Raw genomic sequence first — 24,667 nt, forward strand, 5'->3', positions numbered from 1 at the left:
GATCAGATCATCGCCGCCGGGTCGTGCGCCGTCTCGGACGCGGCGCCCTCGGCGAAGCGCGTCAGCCGGCGCGCGCGCAGGTGCAGCAACACATCCGCTTCGAGCCGGCCGGCGTCCTTGAGCCGCAGGTAGTCGGCGCGCGGCAGTTCCATGTCGAGGAAGCCGCCGCCGTCGGCGCGCTTGAACTCGAGCCGCGTGTTCGGCCCCACCGTGAGCGCCTGCGACAAGGTCACCGCCAGCGTCTGGTCATCCGCCGCCTCGGCGATCTCGAGCTCGTGCGGGCGCACGTAGCTGGCGCCGCCGGCCTCGTGCTTGGCACGGCCGTGGAAGATGTTCACGTCGCCGAGGAACTGCAGCACGAAGGGCGTGGCCGGTCGGTCGTAGACCTCGTCCGGCGTGCCGTCCTGCTCGATGCGGCCATGGTTCATCACGACGATGCGGTCGGCTACCTCCATCGCCTCTTCCTGGTCGTGGGTGACGAAGACGCTGGTCACGTGCACCTCGTCGTGCAACCTCCTCAGCCAGCGCCGCAGCTCCTTGCGTACCTTGGCGTCGAGTGCGCCGAAGGGCTCGTCGAGCAGCAGCACCTTGGGCTCGACCGCGAGCGCACGCGCCAGCGCGATGCGCTGGCGCTGGCCACCCGAGAGCTGGTGCGGGAAGCGGTCGGCAACCCAGTCGAGCTGCACCAGTTCGAGCAGCTCCATCACCTTCTTGCGGATCGTCGCGTCGTCGGGTCGCGTGGCCTTGGGCCGCACGCGCAGGCCGAAGGCCACGTTCTCGAAGATGCTCATATGGCCGAACAGCGCGTAGTGCTGGAACACGAAGCCGACCGCGCGCTCGCGCACGTCGGTGCCGGTGGCGTCGGCGCCGTGGAAGTGCACGCTGCCGCTGTCCGGCACCTCGAGCCCGGCGATGATGCGCAGCAGCGTGGTCTTGCCCGAGCCCGAGGGGCCGAGCAGCGCGACCAGTTCGCCCGAGGGGATGTCGAGCGTGAGGTTGTCGCAGACGACCGTCTTGCCGAAGCGCTTGTTGAGGTTGCGGACTTCGATGCTCATTCCGATTTCTCCAGCGACATGCCGTGCATGTCCGTCTTCACCCGCCGCTCGACGACGTACTTCAGCACCAGCGTCACCAGCGCCAGCCCGGCCAGCAGCGAGGCCACCGCGAAGGCCGCGGCGAACTGGTACTCGTTGTAGAGGATCTCGATGTGCAGCGGCATCGTGTTGGTCTGGCCGCGGATGTGACCCGAGACCACGCTGACCGCGCCGAACTCGCCCATCGCGCGCGCGTTGCTCAGGATCACCGCATACAGCAGCGCCCACTTGATGTTGGGCAGCGTCACGCGCCAGAAGATCTGCCAGCCGCCGGCGCCGAGCACGCGCGCGGCCTCTTCCTGCTCGGTGCCCTGGGCCTGCATCAGCGGGATCAGCTCGCGCGCGACGAATGGGAAGGTGATGAACACGGTGGCCATCACGATGCCGGGCAGCGCGAAGATGATCTTGATGTCGTGCCCGCGCAGCCACTCGCCGAACCAGCCCTGCAGGCCGAACACCAGCACGAAGATCAGGCCGGCGATCACCGGACTCACCGAGAACGGCAGGTCGATCAGCGTCAGCAGCAGGTTCTTGCCGCGGAAGTCGAACTTGGCGATGCACCAGGAGGCGGCGACGCCGAACAGCAGGTTCAGCGGCAGCGAGACCGCCGCTACCAGCAGCGTGAGCTTGATGGCGTGCAGCGCATCGGGCTCGACCAGTGCCGCGAGGTAGACCTCCCAGCCCTTCTTGAAGGCCTCGATGAAGACGGTCGCCAGCGGCACGAACAGGAACAGCGTGAGGAACGCCAGCGCGATGCCGATCAGCAACCGCCGCACCCAGGCCGGCTCGGTGGTGGCGTTGCGGATCAGGCGCGGGGAGATGCGCACGCTCTGGGTGTGCTGCGCAGCGACGGGAGCGGTGGCGGCAACCGTCATTTCAATGTCCACCTTGCCGGCGCCGCGACCACGCCTGCAACGCGTTGATCGCCAGCAGCATCAAGAAGCTCGCGACCAGCATCACGACCGCGATCGCGGTCGCGCCCGGCACGTCGTATTGCTCGAGCTTCGTGATGATCAGCAGCGGCGTGATCTCCGAGACCATCGGCAGGTTGCCGGCGATGAAGATCACCGAACCGTATTCGCCGAGGGCGCGCGCGAAGGCCAGCGCGAAGCCGGTCAGCAGCGCCGGCGTCAGGATCGGGAAGATCACGTGTTGAAAGGTCTGGCGGCGGCTGGCGCCGAGCGTGGCGGCGGCCTCTTCCAGTTCCTTGCTCAGGTCTTCCAGCACCGGCTGCAGCGTGCGCACGACGAAGGGCAGGCCGATGAAGACCAGTGCGATGAACACGCCGACCGGCGTGAAGCTCACCTTGAACGGCAGCAACTGGCCGACCCAGCCGTTCTGGGCCCAGATCGCGGTCAGCGCGATGCCGGCCACTGCGGTCGGCAGCGCGAACGGCAGGTCGACCAGCGCGTCGACGATGCGCTTGCCGGGAAACTCGTAGCGCACCAGCACCCAGGTGATGATCAGCCCGAACACGGCATTGAGCAGCGCCGCCGCGAGGCTGGCGCCGAAGGTGAGGCGGTACGAGGCCAGCACGCGCGGCGAGGCCACGGCCTCCCAGAAGGCCGGCCAGGTCATCGTGAAGGCCTTGAGGAACGCGGCCGACAGCGGCAGCAGCACCACCAGGCTCATGTAGAGCAGGGTGAAGCCGAGCGTGAGGTCGAAGCCCGGCAGCACACTGTGCCGCCGCAGCAGGGTGCGGGACAGAAACACTTGGACTCTCGAACCGGCCTACTTGCGGTTCGCGGCGAGGATCTGGTCGTAGATGCCGCCGTCGTCGAAGTGCTCCTTCTGGGCCTTGCTCCAGCCGCCGAAGACCTCGTCGATGGTGAAGGTGTTGACCTTCGGGAAGGTCTTGGCGTGCTTGGCCAGGATGGCCGCGTTGCGCGGCCGCAGGCCGTGCTGGGCGGCGATCTCCTGCGCCTCGTCGGACCAGAGGTGCTTGAGGTAGGCCTCGGCCGCCTTGCGGGTGCCCTTCTTGTCGACGACCTTGTCGACAACGCTGACCGGGTTCTCGGCCAGGATCGTCCACTGCGGGTAGACCACGTCGAAGACGTCGCCGAACTCCTCGCGGATCAGGTCGACCTCGCTCTCGAAGGTGGCCAGCGCGTCGCCGATGTTGCGCTGGATGAAGGTTGTGGTCGCGGCGCGACCACCGCCGTCGAAGACCGGCACGTTGGCAAAGATCTTCTGGACCCGCTCGCGCGCCTGGGCCGGCGTGCCGCCGGCCTTGAGCACCGCGCCGTAGGCGGCGACATAGCTGTAGCGGCCGTTACCGGTGACCTTGGGGTTCGGGATCACGACCGAGACGCCGGGCTTGGCGACGTCGGCCCAGTCCTTGATGCCCTTGGGGTTGCCCTTGCGCACCAGCAGCACCGTGACCGAGGTGTTGGGCGCGGCGTTGTCGGGCAGGCGCTTGGCCCAGTCGGCCGGCACCAGGCCGCTGCGCGCGGCGAGCATGTCGATGTCCAGGCCTTGGTTCATCGTCACGACGTCGGCCTCGAGGCCCTCGATCACCGAGCGGATCTGCTTGCTCGAGCCGCCGTGGCTCTGGTTGAGCGTGATGTCCTCGCCGGCAGTCTTCTTCCAGTTCGCGGCGAAGGCCTTGTTGTAGTCCTTGTAGAACTCGCGCGAGACGTCGTAGCTGACGTTGAGCAGGGTCGGGCCGGCGGCGCTGGCGAGACCGGCGGTCGAGACGAGGGCCAGACCGATCAGCGAGCGGCGCAGCAGCGAGAAGGAGGCGATGCGGGACATGGGAGCGCGGGTCTGGTGGACCCTTCGGCAGCATGAGGGAGCGCGATCGTAGAAGCGGGCCCTCAAAACAGGAACGACAGTTTTGGCTGATCTTTATGCGAAGAACGAACAAAGACCCGAAGCGGGCGCTCCGGCTGTGAGCGCACGCTTCGTCATTGGTGGCGTGCAGGCTAGCGCTTCGAGTAGATCTGGTCGAATACCCCGCCGTCGCCGAAGTGCGCCTTCTGGGCCTTGGTCCAGCCACCGAAGACCTCGTCGATCGTGAAGAGCTTGAGCTTCGGGAACTGGCCCGCGTACTTGGCGGCGACCTTCGGGTCGATCGGCCGGTAGTAGTTCTGGCCGGCCAGGTCCTGGCCTTCAGGGCTGTAGAGGTACTCGAGGTAGGCCTGGGCCACCGCGCGGGTGCCCTTCTTGTCGACGTTCTTGTCGACCACCGCCACCGGCGGCTCGGCCAGGATGGAGAGGCTCGGCGCCACGATGTCGAACTTGTCCGGCCCGAGCTCCTTGATCGCCAGCAGCGCCTCGTTCTCCCAGGCCAGCAGCACGTCGCCGATGCCGCGCTCGACGAAGGTGGTGGTCGAGCCGCGCGCGCCGGTGTCGAGCACCGGCACGTTCTTGAACAGCCTGGCGACGAAGTCCTGCGCCTTGGCCTCGGAGCCGGTCTTCTTCAACTCGTAGCCCCAGGCCGCGAGGTAGTTCCAGCGCGCGCCGCCCGAGGTCTTGGGGTTCGGGGTGATGACCTGAACGCCGGACTTGACGAGGTCGTCCCAGTCCTTGATGCCCTTCGGGTTGCCCTTGCGCACCAGGAACACGATGGTCGAGGTGTAGGGCGAGCTGTTGTGCGGCAGGCGCTTTTGCCAGTCGGCCGGCAGCAGCTGGGCCTTCTGGCCGATCTCGTCGATGTCGTAGGCCAGCGCCAGCGTCACGACGTCGGCGTCGAGCCCGTCGATCACCGAGCGCGCCTGCTTGCCGGAGCCGCCGTGCGAGGCCTTGATGTTCAGGTCGTCGCCGGTCTTGGCCTTCCACTGCTTGGCGAAGGCCTTGTTGACGTCCTGGTAGAGCTCGCGGGTCGGGTCGTAGCTGACGTTGAGCAGCGTGAGCTCCTTGGCGGCGATGGCGCCGGCGGCCAGGGAGAGGATCGACGCGGCCAGCAGGCCGCGCAGCGGGTACGAACGGGTCATGAATGCCTTCTTTCGCGGAAAACCAATCGATGGCTTGATTCTGGGAAGCGACTGTTCGACAAGGAACGAATCAAAGCGCCCATGCATATGCGACGAACGCGCAAGCGGGCTTCAGACCGCGAAGTCCCACTCCAGCGCCGAGGCGCGCTGCGGCCGTTCGAGCGCCGCCAAGCGCTGTCGCTCGCGCTCGACCAGGCGCGCGATGCCCGGCCAGGCGCCGTAGCCGGAGGCCGGGTTGACGTGGCCGGCGGCGCCGAGGTCGATGAAGCCGCTGCCCCAGCGCCGGGCGAAGCCGCGCGCGTCCTCGAAGCGCAGCCAGGGGTCGTTGCGGCTGCCGACCAGCAGGCTCGGAAACGGCAGCGCGCCGGCTGGCAACTGGTCCTCGCAGCCGAAGCGGCGCGGATCGGCCGGCGCCACCAGCAGCGCGCCGCGCAGCCGCGAGCGCCCCACCGCGAGCAAGCCGTGGTGGGCCAGCGCAAGGCAGCCGAAGCTGTGCGCAACCGCGATCCACTGCGCGCGCTGATCACTGGCCAGCGCGGCCTCGATGCGCGCCGACCAGCGGGCCATGTCGGCCACCGACCAGTCGGCCTGCTCCACGCGCAACGCGCCCGGACTGCGCGCCTGCAACCGGCTCTGCCAATGGTCCGGACCGCTGCCGTGCAGCCCCGGCACGATCAGCAGGCGAACACGTCCTGCACTGTGCATCGGCAACTACAGCGTGGCGATCGAGACTTCGGTCGACTTGACCAGCGCGATCACCTCGCGCCCGGGCTTGAGACCGAGCTCCTTGACCGAGCGGGTTGTGATGACCGAGGTCACGAGCAGGCCGCTGGCGGTCTCGACATCGACCTCCGAGACCACCGGCCCTTCGATGATTTCCTTAACCTTGCCGCGGAACTGGTTGCGGACGTTGATGGCGCTGATGCTCATGGAGAAGACCTCGGTCGATGTGGATGAGGTCTCCATGTTGGCGACGCGAGAAGGCGCGACCAACGAATGATTCCGCCGCTGCATAGGCGGCGCGCGCATGAGCGCGCCAAAGCTTGGCGGGCCGGGCCCGCCGGCGCAGGATCAGGCCCCGTCGCTGTTGAAGCCGGCCGCCTTGTGGCTGCCGTCGCAGTAGGGCTTGTTCTTCGACTGGCCGCAGCGGCACAGCCAGGTCTCGCTGACGCGGTCGACGGTGCGGCCGGTACCGGAGACGATCTCGAGATTGCCGACCAGGTGCAGCGGCCCGTTGAGCACCGGCAGCAGCGCGAGCGGGCCGTCGCGTTGAGCCAGCGGCTGCGACTCGCGCGTCGCGACCTCGCCGCTGGCGACGAAGCCGACCCGGCTGTGGCTGTTGTCGCACCAGGGCTTTCTGGCCGAGGCGCCGCAGCGGCACAGCGTGCGGCGCAGGCCCTCGTCGCGGCCGTTCAGGCTCAGCGGTGCGTGGATGGCGAGCGGGCCGTTCTCGCGCAGCTGCAGCAGGTTGACCGGCGGCGCCGCCTCGGCCGCCGACCCGTCGACCATCTCGCAGCGGATCGCGCCCGAGGGGCAGTTGCGGGCCAGCGTCTGCAGCTCGTGCGGTGTGGCGCGGTCGGGGTGGATCCACTCGCCCTTGACGTTGGGCACGAAGACATCGGGCCGGTCGAGCACGCAGTGGCGCGAGTGGATGCAGCGCTCGCCCTCGAAGTGCACGATGACGGTGGTGCCGCGAACGGTTTCGATGCTCATCTCGCTGACTCCTCTGGCAGGCGTGCCGCCTGAATCCACTATAGGAGTCGGCCGAGGCCGGGGCCAACGCGAGCGGCCCTAGCTCACGCGTTCGCCCACCTCGTGCAAGCGGCCGATAAGCGAGGCGTCCAGGCCCTCCACGGCAGGCGTCAGCACCGCGCGCTGCGCCGCATCGACGGTGCGCGCCAGCGTCGACGCATGCGGCAGCACCGTGCCGTAGAAGCGCAGCTGGTCGCCGTACGCCACCAACAGGGTCGGGAAGTTCTCGACCTCGAGTGCCAGCGGGCCGATCAGGTCGCTCTGGTCCTCGATGTCGATCCACGCGAAGCGCAGCTGCGGCCGCTCGCGCGCCAGGGCTTCGAAGGGCGCGCGGTAGTCGTCGCAGGTGCGGCACCAGGCGGCACAGAGGCAGGCGACCAGCCAGGGTCTGTCGTCGATGGCGGCGGCGGCGGGCGATGCGGGTGGCATGCCGCGAGTGTGCCTGCGGGCGCGGCGCGCGGCAGGCGGCTAGACCGCCCAGCGCAGTGCGGGCACGGCCCAAGGCGCTTCGACCTGGTCCGGTAGCGACTCGGCCGCCTCGCGCTGCAGCACCCGATCGAGCAGCCGCTCCTCGGCGACGGCAAACGCCGGGTCGCCGCGATGCCGCGACCGCGCCAGCGCGATGCGCTCGTCGAGCGCGATGCCGCCATCCTCGACCAGCAGCACCCGGTCGGCCAGCGCGATCGCCTCGCCGACATCGTGCGTGACCAGCAGCGCGGTGAAGCCATGGCGCTGCCACAGGCGCTCGATCAGGCGCTGCATCTCGATGCGGGTCAGCGCATCGAGTGCGCCGAGCGGCTCGTCGAGCAGCAGCAGGCGCGGCGCATGGACCAGCGCGCGCGCCAGCGCCACGCGCTGGCGCTGGCCGCCCGAAAGCACCGCCGGCCAGTCGCCGGCGCGCTCGGCGAGGCCGACCTGCTCCAGAGCCTCGAGCGCGCGTTCGCGCGCATCGGCGCCGTCGAGGCCGAGCGCGACGTTGTCGAGCACGCGCTTCCAGGGCAGCAGGCGCGCCTCCTGGAACATCACGCGCACCTCGTCGGCGCGCGCCGCGGCCGGCTCGCCGTCGATGCGCAGGCTGCCCGCGGCCGGCGCGTCGAGTCCGGCCGCCAGCCGCAGCAGCGTGCTCTTGCCGCAGCCGCTGCGGCCGACGATCGCGACGAACTCGCCCGGCCGCACCCGCAGGTCGATGCCGCGCAGCACTTCGCGGGCGCCGAAGCGCTGGGCCAGGCCGTCGAGTTCGAGTGCGGCGCCGCGTGCGGCCAAAGGTGCACGCAGCGCGACCACTGGCGCCGCGGGCGGCTCAGCGCGCAATGGCGCGGTCCAGAACTCGGTGACTTCCAGTTGGAGCGGGTGCATGGTGCGCTTCTCGTTGATCGTTCAGCGGGCCGGCTGGTAGCCCGGGTGCCAGCGCAGCCACCAGCGCTCCAGGCCCTTGGCCGCGAGATCGCCACCCTTGCCGAGCAGCGCGTACAGCAGGATGCCGACCAGGACCACGTCGGTCTGCAGGAACTCGCGCGCGTTCATCGTCATGTAGCCGATGCCGGCTTGGGCCGAGATGGTCTCGGCGACGATCAGCAGCACCCACATCAGGCCGAGCGCGAAGCGCAGCCCGACCAGGATGCTCGGCAGCGCACCGGGCAGGATCACGTGGCGATAGAGCCCGAAGCCACGCAGCCCGTAGCTGCGCGCCATCTCGATCAGTCCCGGGTCGACGCCGCGGATGCCGTGGAAGGTGTTGAGGTAGACCGGGAAGAACACCCCGAAGGCGACCAGGAACAGCTTGGCCGCCTCGTCGATGCCGAACCACAGGATCACGAGCGGGATCAGCGCCAGTGGCGGGATGTTGCGCACCATCTGCAGCGTCGAATCGAGCGCGGTCTCGGCGGCACGGAAGCTGCCGTTGATCAGCCCGAACAGCAGCCCGAGGCTGCCGCCGATGGCCAGCCCGACGAAGGCGCGCCCGGTGCTCTTGAGCACGTGCTGCAGCATTTCGCCCGAGGCCGCGAGCTGCCAGAAGGCGCTCGCCACTGCCCACGGCGCCGGCAGGATGCGGGTGCTGAGCCAACCCAGGCGCGAGGCGAGCTCCCAGGTGCCGATCAGCGCCACCGGCAGCAGCCAGGGTAGGACGCGGTTGAAGTTCCTGTTCATGTCAGACGGCGAACTCGAGCGGGTCGGCCTCGTAGGCGGTCTCGGCCGCACCCAGCACCAGCGCGTCGATCAGCTCGATGCGGTTGCCGAAGGGATCGTCGAGGTAGGCGCGGGCGCCGACGTCCGGCACGCCGCCGGTGTCGACGCGCAGGCCGCGCTCACGCAGCGCACCGATGAAGTCGCGCAGCCCGCGCACCCGCAAGGCCAGGTGCGCCTGCGGCGCGACGCCGCTGTAGGGGCCTTCGTGTAGGTCGAGGCGCTGGACGCCGAGCTGAAAGCGCAGCGTGCCGGGGCGGTCGAGCGCCGGATCGCGCAGCTCGCGCAGGCCGAGCCGCTCTTCGTAGAACTCGCGTGCGCGCCAGCCACCGCCGGGCGGGATCGGCAGTTGCACGTGGTCGATGGCAAAGACGGAGGACATGGGCGCTCCCGGCTCAGCTGGCCGAGACATGGCGCGGCACGATGCCGTTGGCCATCACCTCGCCGAACGGCCCCGTCAGCACCGGCCCGGCCGGCGCGTTGGCGCCGCGATCGATGTCGAGCAAGGGAAACAGCAGCTCGGCCACGCGGTGCGATTCCTCCAGGTGCGGATAGCCCGAGAGGATGAAGTGCTCGAGGCCGAGCGCCTCGTACTCGCGGATGCGCTGCGCCACCTGCTCGGCGCTGCCGACCAGTGCCGTGCCGGCACCGCCGCGCACCAGGCCGACGCCGGCCCAGAGGTTGGGCGCGATCTCCAGGCCCTTGCGCACGTCGTTCTTGTCGAAATGCCCGCCGTGGAGTGCGGCCATGCGGCGCTGGCCGACCGAGTCCATCTGCGCAAAGCGCGCCTGCGCCGCGGCCACGGTGGCCGGGTCGAGGTGCCTGATCAGGTCGGCCGCCGCGGCCCAGGCCTCGTCCTCGGTCTCGCGCACGATCACGTGCAGCCGGATGCCGTAGCTCAGCGTGCGGCCATGCCGCGCGGCGCGCGCCTTCACGTCGGCCACCTTCTGCGCCACCGCGGCCGGCGGCTCGCCCCAGCTCAGGTAGGTGTCGAACTGCGCTGCCGCCAGCTCGTGCGCGGCATCCGACGAGCCGCCGAAGTACAGCGGCGGGTAGGGCCGCTGCAGCGGCGGAAACAGCAGCTTGGCGCCCTTGACGCTCAGGTGCTCGCCGTCGAAGTCGAGCGCGTCGCCGGCGTGGCTGCGCGCGAGGATCTCGCGCCAGACCGTCATGAACTCGGCGCTCTGCTCGTAGCGCGCGGCGTGGTCGAGGAACTGGCCGTCGCCGGCCAGTTCGTCGGCGTCGCCGCCGGTGACGAGGTTGATCAGCACCCGGCCGGCCGAGAGCCGGTCGAAGGTGGCCGTCATGCGCGCGGCGAGCGACGGCGTCACCAGTCCCGGCCGCAGTGCGACCAGGAACTTGAGTCGCTTCGTCTCGGCGATCAGGCTTGCGGCGACCAGCCACGGGTCCTCGCAGGAGCGGCCGGTCGGGATCAGCACGCCCTCGTAGCCGTGGCTGTCGGCGGCGATCGCGATCTGGCGGAAGTAGTCGAAGCTCGCTGCGCGCGCGCCGACGCTGGTGCCGAGGTGGCGCGAGTCGCCATGGGTGGGAATGAACCAGTAGGGCTTCATCGCGTGGTACCTCCGGTGGCCTGCTGCGCCACCTTGGTTGCGCCGGGCGGTTGCCAGACGATCTCGGCCACCTTGACCTGGCGCGGGATCAGCCCGAGCGCGGCAAAGGCGTCGGCCACGCGCTGCTGCTCGGCGGTGATCGCCGGTGTCAGCGGCGCCACCGGCGAGGGCGGTCGCCGCTCGATGAAGCGGTGCACGGTGGCCAGGCCGAGGCCGCTGAAATCGCTGATCAGTTGCGCCGCTTCCTTGCGATGGCTTTGCACGTAGGCATCGGCGCGCGTGAGCTCTTCGAACAGCACCTGCAGCGCCTGCGGATGCTTCTCGGCGAGCGCGGTCGAGGCCAGGTAGAAGCTGTTGTTGCCCGACAGTCCCTCGCCGGTGGCGAGCACGCGTGGCGCGATGTCGAGCTCGGTGGCGGCGTAGTACGGGTCCCAGATCGCCCAGGCATCGACGCTGCCGCGCTCGAAGGCGGCGCGTGCGTCCGACGGCGGCAGGTAGATCGGCGTGATGTCGGACCAGGCCAGCCCGGCCTTCTCGACCGCGCGCAGCAGCAGGTAGTGCGCGCTCGAGCCCTTCTGCAGCGCGATCTTGCGGCCCTTCAGATCGGCCAGCGTGCGGATCGGTGCCTCCTGCTTGACCAGGATCGCCGAGCTGCGCGGCTTGGACGGCTCGGCGCCGACGTAGCGCAGCTCCTTGCCGGCGGCCTGCGCAAACACCGGCGGCGAGTCGCCGGTCAGGCCGAACTCGAGGCTGCCGACCGACAGCGCCTCGAGCAACTGCGGCCCGGCCGGGAACTCGACCCACTGCACCCTGGCATTCGGAAAGCGCTTCTCGAGCGCGCCCTGCTGCTTGAGGATCACGAGGTTGACCGCGCTCTTCTGGAAGCCGATGCGGATCTGCGCCGGTGCGGCCTGCGCGAAGGCGGCTCCCGACAGCAGCAGCCCCCAGGCCGCGGCCGCGGTCACGAGCACCGCGCGGCGGCGTTGCTCGAAGTGGTTGATGAACACGCTCATGGCCGCACCCCCGCGAGCTGCGCCGGTGCGGCGGCCGCTGCCACCGGCTTCGCCGGCAGCGCGTCGGCGACCTTGATCGGTTGCGGGATCAGCTTGAGCTCGGCAAAGATGTCGGCCACCTTTTGTTGCTCGGCGGCGACCGCGGCGCTGACCGGCTGCACGCCGAGCGGGTAGCGGCTCAGGCTGCTCTGCACCACCTCGATGTCGAGGCCCTGGACCGGCGCGATGAGCGCGGCGGCAGCGATCTGGTTGGCGGCGAGCCAGCGCGCGCGTTCATGGAGGTCGTCGAACAGCGTGCGGATCACCTGCGGATGCTTCTCGGCGTAGCCGCGGTCGGCCAGGTAGAACAGGTGGTTGTTCACCAGGCCCTTGCCGTTGGCGAGGACGCGCGCTCCGATCTGCTTCTCGGCGGCGCTGAGGAAGGGGTCCCAGATCGCCCAGGCGTCGACGCTGCCGCGCTCGAAGGCGGCGCGGGCGTCGGCCGGCGGCAGGAACACCGGCTGCACGTCGCTGTACTTGAGGCCGTTCTTCTCCAACAGCTTGACCAGCAGGTAGTGGACGTTGCTGCCCTTGTTGAGCGCGATCTTCTTGCCCTTCAGGTCAGCGACCGATTTGATCGCGGAGTCCTTCGGCACCACCAGCGCCTCGGCCTCGGGCGCGGCCGGGTCGTTGCCGACGTAGACGAACTTCGCACCGGCGGCCTGGGCAAAGATCGGAGGTGCCTCGCCGACGTAGCCGACGTCGATCGAGCCGACGTTGAGGCCCTCGAGCAGTTGTGGTCCGGCCGGGAACTCGACCCACCTGACCTCGACGCCTTGCGGCGCGAGGCGCTTCTCGAGCGTGCCCTGCGCCTTCTGCAGTACGAAGACGCTGGCCGCCTTCTGGTAGCCGATGCGAAGTTGTGCCGGCGCCTGCTGGGCGCTGACGGCGAAGCCCTGGCTGCCGAGCAAGGTCGCGGCGATGCCGGAAACCCACGCGCGGCGGCTCTGGATGAAACGATCGAAGAAGCTGCTCATGAAACTGATCCTGTGTTGGTGAAAAGCATGCGGCCGGCCGCCCCACCAGCCGTGAGGCCGCATGAACCCTGTGGGGGAGGAGGAGACAAACGAAGGCGCCTGCCGGCGCGCGCATTCAGGGGTCGCGATTCAGGCCGGACATCGCAGCGCGAGCGCGGGTTCGGCCTGCGCGGCAATCTCGGCCACCGTGATCCGGGGCGTCGCCGTGCGCCACACCGGCAGCCGTTGCGCCACGGTGGCCGCGGCACGCTCGCTGCGCGCGCGGATGTCGGCATCGACGCGGTAGCTGCCGTCGGCGGCGCGTAGCAACTGCGCATCGGTGGCGTAGATCGCGTCGAGGATGTCGCGTGCGCCGAGCGCGGCCAGCACCGGCTTGAGCGCGTAGTCGACGGCCAGCAGGTGCGCCGCGCTGCCGCCGGTGGCCAGCGGCAGCACCGTCTTGTCGCGCAGCGCGTCGGGCGGCAGCAGGTCGAGAAAGGTCTTCAGCAGGCCGCTGTAGGCCGCCTTGTAGATCGGCGTGGCGACCAGCACCACGCTGGCCGCATGGACGCTGGCCAGCGCCGCCTGCAGCGCCGGCGCCGAGGCATCGGCGTGCAGCAGGGCTTGCGCCGGCAACTCGCGCAGGCGCAACCACTGCGGTTCGTGCAGCGCCAGCGCTTCGGTGACGCCGCGCGCCAGTGCCTCCGAGCGCGAGGTTGACGAGGGGCTGCCGAGGATGGCGAGCAACTTGCCGCCCGCACGAAGCGGGGCGGTTCCAGGTTCTTGATGCATGCCACCACGATAGGGAGCGCGGACCGTGCGGCCAACGAAGGCTTGCGCGCATCGGTATCGGTTCGGCGCATATGCGCCGGTGGCTCAGGCGCGACGTTGCATCAGCCGCGCGCGCCACAGCGCGAACAGCTCGACGACGCCGCCGAGCGCGGCGATGCCGACGGCGGGCCATTGCCGCAGCGGGACGAGCAGGCGCGTGTTCATCGGCGGCACCGTAGCGGGTTCTCATGACAGCGGCGTGGCAGCGGCGTGGCGCGCCGCCGACGCGCGCGGCGCTATCCTGAGCCCGGCCCACCACCCTGCCGCGACGTGCGCTCTACACCACCGCACCAGACGCCGGCGCCGCTGCCCGAACTGATCGAACTGCAGCGCCTGATCGATGCCGACGGCGGGCGTCATCTGCAGGTGCGCGCGCTGGGCGAGGTTGAGGCCGGTGGCGCGCGCTATCCGCTGCTCGCGATCACGCTCGGCAACCCGGCGCTCGACTCGCCCGCAGTCGGCTTCTTCGGCGGCGTGCATGGGCTGGAGCGCATCGGCGCCGAGGTCGTGCTGGCCTGGCTTGGCAGCCTCGTGATGCGGCTGCGCTGGGACGAGCTGCTGCATCGTCAGCTTGAGGGGCTGCGCATGGTGTTCATGCCGCTGGTCAACCCGGCCGGGCTGGCGCTCGGCACGCGCGCCAACGGCCGCGGCGTCGACCTGATGCGCAACGCGCCGGTCGATGCCGGCGAGCGCGTGCCCTTCCTGGTCGGCGGTCAGCGCCTGAGCGCGCGCCTGCCCTGGTACCGCGGCGAGGCCGGCGCGCCGATGGAGGCCGAGAGCGCCGCGCTGTGCGCGCTGGTCGAGCGCGAGCTGCTGGCGCGGCCCTTCAGCATCGCGGTCGACTGCCACTCGGGCTTCGGCAGTCGCGACCGGCTCTGGTTTCCCTACGCCCACAGCCCGCGTCCGATCCCCCACCTGGCCGAGATGCATGCGCTCGGCGCCCTGCTCGACGGCACTCATCCGCAGCATCGCTACATCTTCGAGCCGCAAAGTCGCCAGTACCTGGCCCACGGCGACCTCTGGGACCATCTCTACCTGCAGGCCTGTGCCGGGGCGGCCTGCACCTTCCTGCCGCTGACACTGGAGATGGGTTCGTGGCTGTGGGTGCGCAAGAACCCGCGCCAGCTCTTCTCGCGCCACGGCATCTTCAACCCGCTGATCGGCCATCGCCAGCAGCGCGTGCTGCGCCGGCACATGGGCTGGCTCGACTTCATGGCGCGCGCGGCCGGCAGCTACGCGCGCTGGCTGCCGGCCGGCGCCGAGCGGGAACGCCACGAGGCTGCTGCGCTGCAGCGCTGGTTCAGTCCGGCGCCACGTCGAACGGGAAGCGGCCGTGCAACTTATTGAAACATTTGACCTATAACACGGGGGGCTACGGGCACGGCGCGGCGCCACACACTGCGGGCAGAGGTCGCATGTGACGTGGCACTTCGGGATTGCGCCGAAGCGTCCGACCAGCCAGTGTTCAGGCAGCAACAGAACATGGGTCGCAGTTCTTCGCATCGCCACGGTCTTCGAAGCGCGCGACGGCGCGGCATTGCCGCACTCGCCGTCAGCGCGTTGCTGCTTGGGGGCTGCGGCGGCGGTGGCGGCGGCGAGATCGTCGCGCCACCGCCGGTGCTGCCGCCGCCGCAACCGCAAGAGCCACCACCTGCCCCCCCGCCCACCTTCTTCCCGCCCGGCCCGATCCCGGCCGATGCCCATCTGGGCGGCATGTGGTCGCCGGTCTACAGCTGGCCGCTGATCGGCATGCATGCGGTGCTGATGCCCGATGGCAGCGTGCTCACCTACGGCAGCAACACCGTCGGCAAGCAGACCGGCAAGTTCGACTACGACGTCTGGGTTGCGGGTAGCAGCGCGCCCGATGCCGGCCACCTGACGCTGCCCAACACCACGCCGACCGATATTTTCTGCAACGCCCAGCTGGTGCTGCCGCAGGCCGGCTCCAAGGTGCTGATGGCCGGTGGCGACAACTTCGTCAATGGCTTCACCACCAACACCGGCAACCCCAACACCAACATCTTCGACCGCGCCGACAACTCGCTGACGCTGGGCCCCGACATGTACCGGCCGCGCTGGTACGCGACGCTGACCACGATGCCCAACGGCGACACCTACATCCAGGGCGGCCGCGACGGCACCGACCGCCCGGAGGTGCGTACCGTCGACGGCGCTTTCCGCCTGCTGTCGGACGTCGACACCAGCACGCTCGACTTCTACTACCCGCGCAACTACGTCGCGCCCGATGGCCGCGTGTTCGGCTACGACACCTTCGGCCGCATGTACTACGTCAACCCAGAGGGCAGAGGATCGATGGTTCTGCTGGACACGATCCCGGTCGCCAACCGCGGCCAGGACGCGACCAGCGCCATGTTCCTGCCCGGCCAGATCCTGCAGTTCGGCGGTGAGTCGAACGGCGCGATCGTGATCGACATCAACGGCGCCACGCCGACGATCACGCCGACCCAGGCGCTGTCGTCACAACGGCGCTGGGCCACCGCGACGCTGCTGCCCAACGGCCGGGTGCTGGCCACCGGCGGCAGCGAGGTCTACAACGAGCTCATCGGTGTCAACAATTCGGCCGAGATCTGGGACCCGAGCACCGGGCAGTGGAGCGTCGGCGCCAGCGGGCAGGTGCCGCGGCTGTATCACTCCAGCGCTCTGCTGATGCCCGACGGCAGCGTGCTGGTGCCGGGCGGCGGAGCTCCGGGGCCGGCGCGCAACCTGAATACCGAGGTCTACTACCCGCCCTACCTCTTCGCCGCCGGTGGCGTGCGCGCGACCCGGCCGGCGATCAGTTCCGCGCTGGGCACGGTCGACCTCGGCAAGACGGTGACGGTCACCGTCAACAGCTCGAAGGCGATCAGCCGTGTCACGCTGCTCAAGACCGGCTCGGTGACACACAGCTTCAACATGGACCAGCGCTTCCTGGAACTGCCGTTCACGACCAGCGGCTCGACGCTGACGGCGCAGATGCCGAGCCGGGGCGTCGATGCGCCGCCGGGCTACTACATGCTGTTCGTGATCGACAGCGCGGGCGTGCCCTCGGAGGCCAAGTTCCTGCGCATGACCGTCGCCGGCGCCAGCCAGTAGGTCGGTTCGCGGCCCTGGGGCGAACGGCAGCGACGGTGCCGCCTTGGGCGGGCGACCCCCCAAGTGCGCCCGTCCCCCTACCTAGAAAGCAGGACTACGGCAACCGGTTCCAGGCACCACACTCACTCGTAGTCACGGCAGCGACCGGCTGCGCGACGCGCGTCGAGTCGTGGCGCCGATGCCGGTCACGGCCACGGAGGTAAGCGTCATGGGTCGGTTCGGCATCTCTGGTTCGGTGCGGTGGCAGGGTCGCCACCATCGGTTGCTGTGGTCGGGCCTGTGCGCCCTGGCGCTGGCCGCCTGTGGCGGCGGTTCCGAAGACGAGGACGTGGCCGTCGCGCCGCAGCAGGAAGACCGGCGCGCCACCGCCGCGGCCTTCTTCCCGCCCGGCGCGATTCCTACCGACGCCCACCTGCGCGGCATGTGGTCGCCGGTCTACAGCTGGCCGCTGATCGCGTTGCACGCGGTGCTGATGCCCGACGGCAGCGTGCTCAGCTATGGCACCACGACCACCGGCAAGCAGACCGGCTACTTCCACTACGACGTCTGGGATGGCACCAGTGCGCCCAACGCCGGCCACCTGACGCTTCCCAACCAGACCGGGACCGACCTGTTCTGCAACGCCCAACTGGTGTTGCCGCAAGCCGGCTCCAAGGTGCTGATGGCCGGTGGCGACAACTTCGTCAACGGCTTCACCACCAACACCGGCAACCCCAACACCAACATCTTCGACCGCGCCAACAACTCGCTGACGCTCGGGCCGAACATGTTCCGGCCGCGCTGGTATGCGACGCTGACCACGATGCCCAACGGCGACACCTTCATCCAGGGCGGCCGCGACGGCGCCGACCGGTCCGAGGTGCGCACCACTGGCGGCACCTTCCGCCTGCTGTCGAACGTCGACACCAGCACGCTCGACTGGTACTACCCGCGCAACTACGTCGCGCCCGATGGCCGCGTGTTCGGCTACGACACCTTCGGCCGCATGTTCTACATCAACGTGGCCGGCACCGGCACGCTGTCGCTGCTGGGCACGATCCCTGCCAATTACCGTGGCCAGGACGCGACCAGCGCGATGTTCCTGCCCGGCAAGATCCTGCATTTCGGCGGCGCCTCGAACGGCGCGATCGTGATCGACATCAACAGCGGCACGCCGAGCATCAGCACGACGCAGTCGCTATCGTCACAACGGCGCTGGGCCACCGCGACGCTGCTGCCCAACGGCCGGGTGCTGGCCACCGGCGGCAGCGAGGTCTACAACGAAGAGATTGGCGTGAACAACTCGGCCGAGATCTGGAACCCGAGCACTGGCCAGTGGAGCGTCGGCGCCAGCGGGCAGGTGCCGCGTCTGTACCACTCGAACGCGCTGCTGATGCCCGACGGCAGCGTGCTGGTGCCCGGCGGTGGTGCGCCGGGGCCGCGGCTGAACCTGAACACCGAGGTCTACTACCCGCCCTACCTCTTCGCCGCCGGTGGCGTGCGCGCGACCCGGCCGGCGATCAGTTCCGTGCCGGGCACGGTCGACCTAGGCAAGACGGCCACGGTCACCGTCAACAGCTCGAAGGCGATCAGCCGCGTTACGCTGCTCAAGACCGGCTCGGTGACGCACAGCTTCAACATGGACCAGCGCTTCCTGGAACTGCCGTTCACGACCAGCGGCTCGACGCTGACGGTTCAGATGCCGACCAAGGGCACGGACGCGCCGCCGGGCTACTACATGCTGTTCGTGATCGACAGCGCGGGCGTGCCCTCGGAGGCAAAGTTCGTGCGCATGACCGTCGGCGGCACCGGCGGTGGCCTGTCCGGCAGCTACTACAACAACCTCACGCTGGCCGGCAACCCGGTGTTCACGCGCAACGAGGCGATCGACTTCAACTGGGGCAACACCTCGCCCGGCGCCGGGGTGCCGACCGACCGCTGGTCGGTGCGCTGGAGCGGCTCGGTCAAGGCGCCGAGCAGCGGCAGCTACAAGTTCCAGACCCTGTCCGACGACGGTGTGCGGCTGTGGGTCAACAACGCGCTGGTGATCGACGACTGGAACAACCATGGGCCGACCACCAGGACCAGCGCCTCGATCAACCTGACGGCGGGTCAGAGCTACGCGATCAAGCTCGAGTACTACGACAACCTCGGGGGCGCCCAGGTCGCTCTGCGCTGGCAGGCACCCGGCACCAGCACTGCGGTGCCAATCCCGATCTCCGCGCTCGAACCGGGCGCGCCGCCCCCATCCGGCTCCGGCACCGGCTTGGCCGCCAGCTACTTCAGTAACGCCACCTTGACCGGCACGCCGGTGATGGGTCGCACCGAGGCGGTCAACTTTGCCTGGGGCACCGCCTCGCCCGGCTCCGGCGTTCCGGTCGACCGCTTCTCGGTGCGCTGGGAAGGAACGGTCAATGCGCCCAGCGGCGGCAGCTACCAGTTCCAGACCCTGTCCGACGACGGCGTCCGGCTGTGGGTCAACGGCGTGCAGTTGATCAACAACTGGACCAATCACGGACCGACCACCAACACCAGCGCGGCCATCAGTCTCACGGCGGGCCAGCGCTATGCGATCAGGCTCGAGTACTACGAGAACGTCGGCGGCGCAACGATCCAGATGAACTGGAAGCCGCCCGGTGCCAGCGCCTACGCGGCCGTGCCGGCGAACCAGCTGTTCCCGAACTAGATTGCCGAGCCGGTGCGCTGCGAGCCGGCTCGACATCCACGCCGCTCCCGCAAGGCAACCCTGGCGCACCTTGCTCGACTTCGCCTCCCTAAGGGTCGCCCCGGCCCTTGAGGCGAGGGTGGCCCCGGATCCCGGGGCTACTGCCGCACGCGCCTCCCTGAACACACTCGGTTACATCGAGGCGGCCGCGTTCGCGGCCTGAAGGGGCCGCCCGCACTCAAAGGGTTGGGAGATAGACGCAAGCGCATGCGCATCGGGCCGCGTTTCGGGAGGAGCGCGTCATGCGTCGACAAGAAACACCTCGCCTGCTGGCGAGCCGCGGTAACTGGCGAGCTGCGCTGACGGTCTCGATTGCCGTCATGCTGCTTTCCAGTTGCGGCGGCGGCAGCGAAGAACAGGACAGCGCCAGCGCGCAGCAGGAGCGCACGGCCAGGCCAGCCGGCTTCGTCCCCAGCGTGCCGATCCCGGGCGATGCGCACGTGCGGGGCATGTGGTCGCCGGTCTACAACTGGCCGTTGATCGCGGTGCATGCCGTGCTGCTGCCGGATGGGGGTGTCCTCAGCTACGGCACCAACGAGGACGGCAAGCAGACTGGCAAGTTCGTCTACGACGTCTGGGACGGCACCGGTGCGCCGGACACCGGTCACCTGACGCTGCCCAACCTGACCCCGACCGACATCTTCTGCGGCTCGCAATTGCTGCTGCCCCAGGGCGCCCCGACCGTGTTCCTGGCCGGCGGCGACAACTGGACCGGCACCCAGACCACCAACACCGGCAATAACGACAGCAACCTGTTCCGCACGCTGGACAACTCGCTGACACCGGGTTCGGACATGAATCGCGCGCGCTGGTACTCGACCTCGACCACGCTGATCAACGGCGAGACCTACATCCAGGGCGGCAGTGGAGGCACCGACCGGCCGGAGGCGCGCCAACTCGACGGCGTCTTCCGGCTGCTGAGCAGCGCCAACACCGGCGGCCTGGACTTCATGTACCCGCGCAACTTCGTCGCACCCGACGGGCGCGTGTTCGGCTATGACAGCGCGGGCCGCATGTACTACGTCAACGCCTCGGGCACCGGGGCGATCACGATGGCCGGGCAGTTTGCCGCCGCCAATCGCGGCAACGACTCCAGTGCGGCGATGTTCAGGCCGGGCCGGATCCTGCAGTACGGCGGCGCCTCCAACGGTGCCGTCGTCATCGACATCACCAGCGGCGTGCCGGTGGTGACGCCGACCCAGTCGATGTCTTCGCAGCGGCGGCTGTCGACCGCGACGATCCTGCCCAACGGCCGGGTGCTGGCCACCGGCGGCAGCTCGGTCTGGAACGAGATGACCAACGTCAACTACACGGCCGAGATCTGGGACCCGACCAGCGGCCAGTGGAGCGTCGGCGCCAGCGCGGTCAGGGCAAGGCTCTACCACTCCAACGCCCTGCTGATGCCCGACGCCAGCGTGCTGGTGGTCGGCGGTGGTGCGCCCGGGCCGCAGAACAACCGCAACGCCGAGATCTACTACCCACCCTACCTGTTCGCGTCCAACGGCACGCGTGCGCCGCGACCGACGCTGGGCGCGGTGCCCACTGGTCTGGAGATCGGCAAGACCTTGATGGTCGACACCGACAACCCGGCCGCCATCAGCCGCGCGACGCTGGTCAAGACCGGCTCGGCGACTCACGGCTTCAACATGGAGCAGCGCTTCGTCGAGCTGAGCCTGGCCGTCGTCGGCAGCAAGCTTGCGCTGCAGTTGCCGACCAAGGCGGTCGATGCGCCGCCCGGCTTCTACATGCTGTTCCTGATCGATGCTACCGGCGTGCCATCGGAGGCGAAGATCGTGCGGATCGGCATTGCCGCCAACCCGAATCCGGCGATCGTGCCGGTGCTCGCCGCTCCCGGCGCGCAGAGCGGCACCATCGGTGTGGCCAGCAACCTGGTGCTGAGCGCCAGCGACCCCAACGGCGATGCGCTCGGCTACGGCGCCAGCGGCCTGCCGCCGGGGCTGGTGCTCGATGCGCTCAGTGGCGCCATCAGCGGCACGCCCACCGCGGCCGGCAGCTACGACGTGGTGGTCGTCGCCAGCGACGGCATCAACGCCGCCAGTGCCAGCTTCGTCTGGACGGTGACCGACCCTGCGCCGCTGAATCTGGCCCCGTTGCCGCCGGCGACGCCGGTGCAGGCCAACGGCAGCATCACGTTCACGGCAGACGCGAGCGGCGTGAATCCGCGCTATCGCTGGAGCTTCGGTGACGGCAGCGCCACCACCGAATGGTCGAGCAGCGCCAGCGCCGCCCACACCTACACCCGCGCCGGCATCTACAGCGTCACGCTGATGGTGACCGACGACCGCGGCAACCTGATCAGCCGCAGCTTCCTGCAAACGGTGTACCTGCCGGCCACGGCGCAGAAGCCGAGCGTCTCGACCAACCTGCTGGTCGAGGAGCCGGCGACCGGCAATCCGCGGCTGTGGGTGGTCAACCAGGACAACGACAGCGTCAGCGCCTTCGACACGGTCAGTCGTGCCAAGCTGGCGGAAGTTGCAGTGGGCGCCGCGCCACGCGCGATTGCGCGGGCCGCGGACGGCATGCTGTGGGTCAGCAACAAGCAGAGTGCATCGATCAGCGTGATCGACCCGGCGACGCGCGCGGTGGTGCGTACCGTCGCGCTGCCGCGCGCCTCGCAGCCCTTCGGCATCGCGATGTCGCCGACGGCCGCGCAGGCTTTCGTGGCGCTCGAAGGCGGCGGCCAGTTGCTGCGCTTCGATACCGCCAGCTTCAGCCAGACCGGCAGCCTGGCGATCGGCCAGAACGCGCGCCATCTCTCGGTGAGTGCCGATGGTGCTCGCGTCTTCGTGTCGCGCTTCGTCACGCCGCCGCTGCCGGGCGAGGGCACCGCCAGCATCAGCACGCCGGACTTCGTCGGCGGCGAGTTGCTCGAGGTCAATGCCGCGACCATGGCGCTGACGCGCAGCATCGCGCTGCGCCACAGTGCCAAGGCGGACGCCGAGAACCAGGGTCGCGGCGTGCCCAACTATCTGGGCGCGGCAGCCATTTCGCCCGACGGCAGCCAGGCCTGGCTGCCATCGAAGCAGGACAACATCCGTCGTGGCGCGCTGCGCGACGGCTCCGACCTGAACTTCCAGAACACGGTCCGGGCGATCAGTTCGCGCATCACGCTGCCGGCCGGTGCCGAGGACTACGCGGCCCGCATCGATCACGACAACGCCAGCATGGCCAGCGCGGCGGTGTTCGACGCCCGCGGCAACTATCTCTTCGTGGCCCTGGAGACCAGTCGCGAGGTCGCGATCATCGACGCGCACGGCGGCAACGAGTTGCTGCGCTTCGATGTCGGTCGCGCACCGCAGGGGCTGGCGTTGGCGCCGGACGGCAACACGCTCTACGTCAACAACTTCATGGATCGCAGCGTCAGCGTCCACGACCTGCGCACGCTGCTGGCTGGCAGCGAAGCCGACGTGCCGCTGCTGGCCACCCTGCCGGCGGTGGCGATCGAGAAGCTGGCCGCCAACGTGCTGATCGGCAAGCAGCACTTCTACGATGCGCGTGACACCCGCCTGGCGCGCGACCGCTACATGAGCTGCGCCAGCTGCCACAACGATGGCGGCCATGACGGCCGGGTCTGGGACCTCACCGGCATGGGCGAGGGTCTGCGCAACACGATCAGCCTGCGCGGCCGCGCGGGCGGCCAGGGCAACCTTCACTGGAGCAACAACTTCGATGAAGTCCAGGACTTCGAGGGCCAGATCCGCGCGCTCGCCGGCGGCTCGGGCCTGATGAGCGACGCCGACTTCAGCGCCGGCACGCGCAGCCAGCCGCTCGGCGACCCCAAGGCCGGACGCAGCGCCGATCTCGACGCGCTGGCCGCCTACGTGGCCTCGCTCAACGCCTTCGACCCGTCGCCCGCACGGGACGGCAGCGGCAACCTGAGCGGCGCTGCGATGGCCGGCCGCTCGGTGTTCGTCAGCAAGAACTGCGCGGCATGCCACGCCGGCGCAGCGTTCAGCGCCTCGGGCACGGTGCCGCCGGCCAACATCGGGACGCTCAAGACCAGCAGCGGGCTGCGGCTTGGCGCCGCGCTCACCGGCATCGACATCCCGACGCTACGTGATGTCTGGGCCAGCGCGCCCTACCTGCACGATGGCTCGGCTGCCACGCTCGGTGACGCCGTGCGCGCGCACAACAACGTCACCGTGAGCGACACCGAACTCGCGTCGCTGACGGCGTACCTGCGCGAGATCGGCAGCGACGAGGGGCCGGCGCCGGCGCCCAGCGGCAACGGGACGACGATCTGGCCCGCCAGTGCCGTCCCGACGAACATCAGCGACAGCGATACGGCCGCGGTCAACCTCGGCGTGAAGTTCACGTCCGACCAGAACGGCTTCATCACCGGCATCCGCTTCTACAAGGGCGTCACCAACACCGGCACCCACGTCGGTACGCTCTGGACCGCCGGCGGCCAGCAGCTCGCGAGTGCCACCTTCGTCAACGAGACCGCCTCCGGCTGGCAGCAGGTGAACTTCGCCAATCCGGTGGCGATCACCGCCGGCACCGTCTACGTCGCCTCGTACCTGGCGCCGAACGGTCGCTATGCCGGCGACAACGGCTATTTCGCCAGCGCCGGTGTCGACAGCCCGCCGCTGCGCGCGCTTCGCGACGGCGCCAGCGGCGGCAATGGCGTGTACGTCTATGGTCCGTCGACGGCCTTTCCCGCGGCCACCTACCAGTCCAGCAACTACTGGGTCGACGTGGTGTTCTCGACCACCGCACCGGCCGACCTCACGCCGCCGGCGGTGACATCGATCTCCCCGGCGAGTGGTGCCGGTGGTGTGGCGACCAGCGCCGTGGTCAGCGCCACCTTCGACGAGGCCATGGATCCAGCCACCATCAACCTCGGCACCTTCGACTTGCGTGGACCGGGCAACACCCCGGTCGCGGCCAGCGTCGTCTACAACGCGACGACGCGGGTCGCGACGCTGACGCCCGGCGGCGCGCTGGCTGCGGCCACCCTCTACACCGCGACCGTTCGCGGCGGGGCGACCGATCCGCGTGTCAAGGACCTGGCCGGCAACGCGCTGGCCGTCAACCGAAGCTGGTCATTCACTACCGCCGCGCCCGACACCACGGCGCCGACCGTGACCGCGAGAACGCCCGCCAGCGGCGCCACCGGCATCGGCCGCGGTACCAACATCACGGCCACCTTCAGCGAGCCGATGGACGCTTCCACCATCAACACGGGCACCGTCGAACTGCGCGACTCGGCGGGCGCGCTGGTGCCGGCGGTGGTCAGCTACAGCGCGACCAACCGCAGGCTGACGCTCAATCCGAACGCCAATCTGGGTGCGCTGAAGACCTACACGGTGAGCATCGCCGGCGGGACTTCCGACCCGCGCGTCAAGGACCTGGCCGGCAACTCGCTGGCAGCGCGGCTCAGCTGGTCGTTCGCGACGAGGTAGAGGACGAGGCCGCGCCAGTCGCGCTGGCGCAGCAGCGCCAACGAAGAAGGGGCCGGTGACGGATGCGTC

20 protein-coding genes are annotated in these 24,667 nt (G+C 69.6%); 4 read left to right on the plus strand and 16 right to left on the minus strand.

The features are described 5' to 3' along the window. Positions 1–2: 2 nt before the first annotated feature. The 16 genes from EV670_RS08240 to ssuE all read right to left on the minus strand — a co-directional run bounded on the left by EV670_RS08240 (position 3) and on the right by ssuE (position 13,336). Entirely contained in the window at positions 3–1,055 is a 1,053-nt protein-coding gene (locus EV670_RS08240; protein WP_130431356.1) for a sulfate/molybdate ABC transporter ATP-binding protein, read from the minus strand. Further along, entirely contained in the window at positions 1,052–1,969 is a 918-nt protein-coding gene (gene cysW, locus EV670_RS08245; protein ID WP_130431357.1) for a sulfate ABC transporter permease subunit CysW, read from the minus strand. The genes EV670_RS08240 and cysW overlap by 4 nt, the downstream gene beginning before the upstream one ends. 1 nt (position 1,970) lies before the next feature. Further along, complete coding sequence (gene cysT, locus EV670_RS08250) at positions 1,971–2,807, minus strand: sulfate ABC transporter permease subunit CysT (RefSeq protein ID WP_130431358.1); 837 nt, start codon at positions 2,805–2,807, stop codon at positions 1,971–1,973. 18 nt (positions 2,808–2,825) lie between these two features. Continuing rightward, positions 2,826–3,848 (minus strand): sulfate ABC transporter substrate-binding protein, encoded by a 1,023-nt coding sequence (locus EV670_RS08255; protein WP_130431359.1) that lies wholly within the window; start codon positions 3,846–3,848, stop codon positions 2,826–2,828. Between the two features lie 170 nt (positions 3,849–4,018). Next, positions 4,019–5,029 carry a sulfate ABC transporter substrate-binding protein gene (locus EV670_RS08260; RefSeq protein ID WP_130431360.1) on the minus strand — a complete coding sequence of 337 codons (1,011 nt, stop codon included), beginning with the start codon at positions 5,027–5,029 and terminating at the stop codon, positions 4,019–4,021. Positions 5,030–5,140: 111 nt separating this feature from the next. Next, positions 5,141–5,734, minus strand: a complete 594-nt coding sequence (locus EV670_RS08265) for an RBBP9/YdeN family alpha/beta hydrolase (protein WP_130431361.1) — start codon at positions 5,732–5,734, stop codon at positions 5,141–5,143. Between the two features lie 6 nt (positions 5,735–5,740). After that, positions 5,741–5,959, minus strand: coding sequence for a TOBE domain-containing protein (locus EV670_RS08270; RefSeq protein ID WP_130431362.1), 219 nt, complete (start codon positions 5,957–5,959; stop codon positions 5,741–5,743). A 141-nt stretch (positions 5,960–6,100) separates the two neighbouring features. Next, a complete protein-coding gene (locus EV670_RS18825; protein WP_165393271.1) occupies positions 6,101–6,742 on the minus strand; it encodes a CDGSH iron-sulfur domain-containing protein in 642 nt (213 codons plus the stop codon). Between the two features lie 78 nt (positions 6,743–6,820). Further along, positions 6,821–7,210 carry a thioredoxin family protein gene (locus EV670_RS08280; protein WP_130431363.1) on the minus strand — a complete coding sequence of 130 codons (390 nt, stop codon included), beginning with the start codon at positions 7,208–7,210 and terminating at the stop codon, positions 6,821–6,823. Between the two features lie 39 nt (positions 7,211–7,249). Then, entirely contained in the window at positions 7,250–8,137 is an 888-nt protein-coding gene (locus EV670_RS08285; RefSeq protein ID WP_130431364.1) for an ATP-binding cassette domain-containing protein, read from the minus strand. 21 nt (positions 8,138–8,158) lie between these two features. After that, positions 8,159–8,929: an aliphatic sulfonate ABC transporter permease SsuC gene (ssuC, locus tag EV670_RS08290; RefSeq protein WP_130431365.1), complete on the minus strand. Its 771-nt coding sequence runs from the start codon at positions 8,927–8,929 to the stop codon at positions 8,159–8,161. 1 nt (position 8,930) lies between these two features. After that, positions 8,931–9,347, minus strand: a complete 417-nt coding sequence (locus EV670_RS08295) for a VOC family protein (RefSeq protein ID WP_130431366.1) — start codon at positions 9,345–9,347, stop codon at positions 8,931–8,933. Positions 9,348–9,360: 13 nt separating this feature from the next. Further along, complete coding sequence (gene ssuD / locus EV670_RS08300; protein ID WP_130431367.1) at positions 9,361–10,536, minus strand: FMNH2-dependent alkanesulfonate monooxygenase; 1,176 nt, start codon at positions 10,534–10,536, stop codon at positions 9,361–9,363. After that, positions 10,533–11,549: a sulfonate ABC transporter substrate-binding protein gene (locus EV670_RS08305; protein WP_130431368.1), complete on the minus strand. Its 1,017-nt coding sequence runs from the start codon at positions 11,547–11,549 to the stop codon at positions 10,533–10,535. The genes ssuD and EV670_RS08305 overlap by 4 nt, the downstream gene beginning before the upstream one ends. Next, a complete protein-coding gene (locus tag EV670_RS08310; protein ID WP_130431369.1) occupies positions 11,546–12,565 on the minus strand; it encodes a sulfonate ABC transporter substrate-binding protein in 1,020 nt (339 codons plus the stop codon). Before EV670_RS08310 ends, EV670_RS08305 begins: the two co-directional genes overlap by 4 nt. Positions 12,566–12,694: 129 nt before the next feature. Next, complete coding sequence (gene ssuE, locus EV670_RS08315) at positions 12,695–13,336, minus strand: NADPH-dependent FMN reductase (protein ID WP_130431370.1); 642 nt, start codon at positions 13,334–13,336, stop codon at positions 12,695–12,697. Between the two features lie 309 nt (positions 13,337–13,645). Between ssuE and EV670_RS08320 the strand changes: the two genes are divergently transcribed. From EV670_RS08320 to EV670_RS08335, 4 genes are all read left to right on the plus strand, one after another. Then, positions 13,646–14,722, plus strand: a complete 1,077-nt coding sequence (locus EV670_RS08320) for a M14 family zinc carboxypeptidase (RefSeq protein ID WP_130431371.1) — start codon at positions 13,646–13,648, stop codon at positions 14,720–14,722. Positions 14,723–14,857: 135 nt separating this feature from the next. After that, positions 14,858–16,468, plus strand: a complete 1,611-nt coding sequence (locus tag EV670_RS08325) for a galactose oxidase early set domain-containing protein (RefSeq protein ID WP_130431372.1) — start codon at positions 14,858–14,860, stop codon at positions 16,466–16,468. Between the two features lie 208 nt (positions 16,469–16,676). Continuing rightward, positions 16,677–19,133 (plus strand): PA14 domain-containing protein, encoded by a 2,457-nt coding sequence (locus EV670_RS08330; protein ID WP_165393272.1) that lies wholly within the window; start codon positions 16,677–16,679, stop codon positions 19,131–19,133. A gap of 359 nt (positions 19,134–19,492) precedes the next feature. Continuing rightward, the gene (locus EV670_RS08335) at positions 19,493–24,598 is read left to right on the plus strand and encodes a DUF4082 domain-containing protein (RefSeq protein ID WP_207225029.1); all 5,106 of its coding nucleotides are present in this window, start codon (positions 19,493–19,495) and stop codon (positions 24,596–24,598) included. The last annotated feature ends 69 nt before the right edge of the window (positions 24,599–24,667 follow it).

Source organism: Rivibacter subsaxonicus, from assembly GCF_004217215.1.
In the GTDB taxonomy this organism is placed as follows: domain Bacteria; phylum Pseudomonadota; class Gammaproteobacteria; order Burkholderiales; family Burkholderiaceae_C; genus Rivibacter; species Rivibacter subsaxonicus.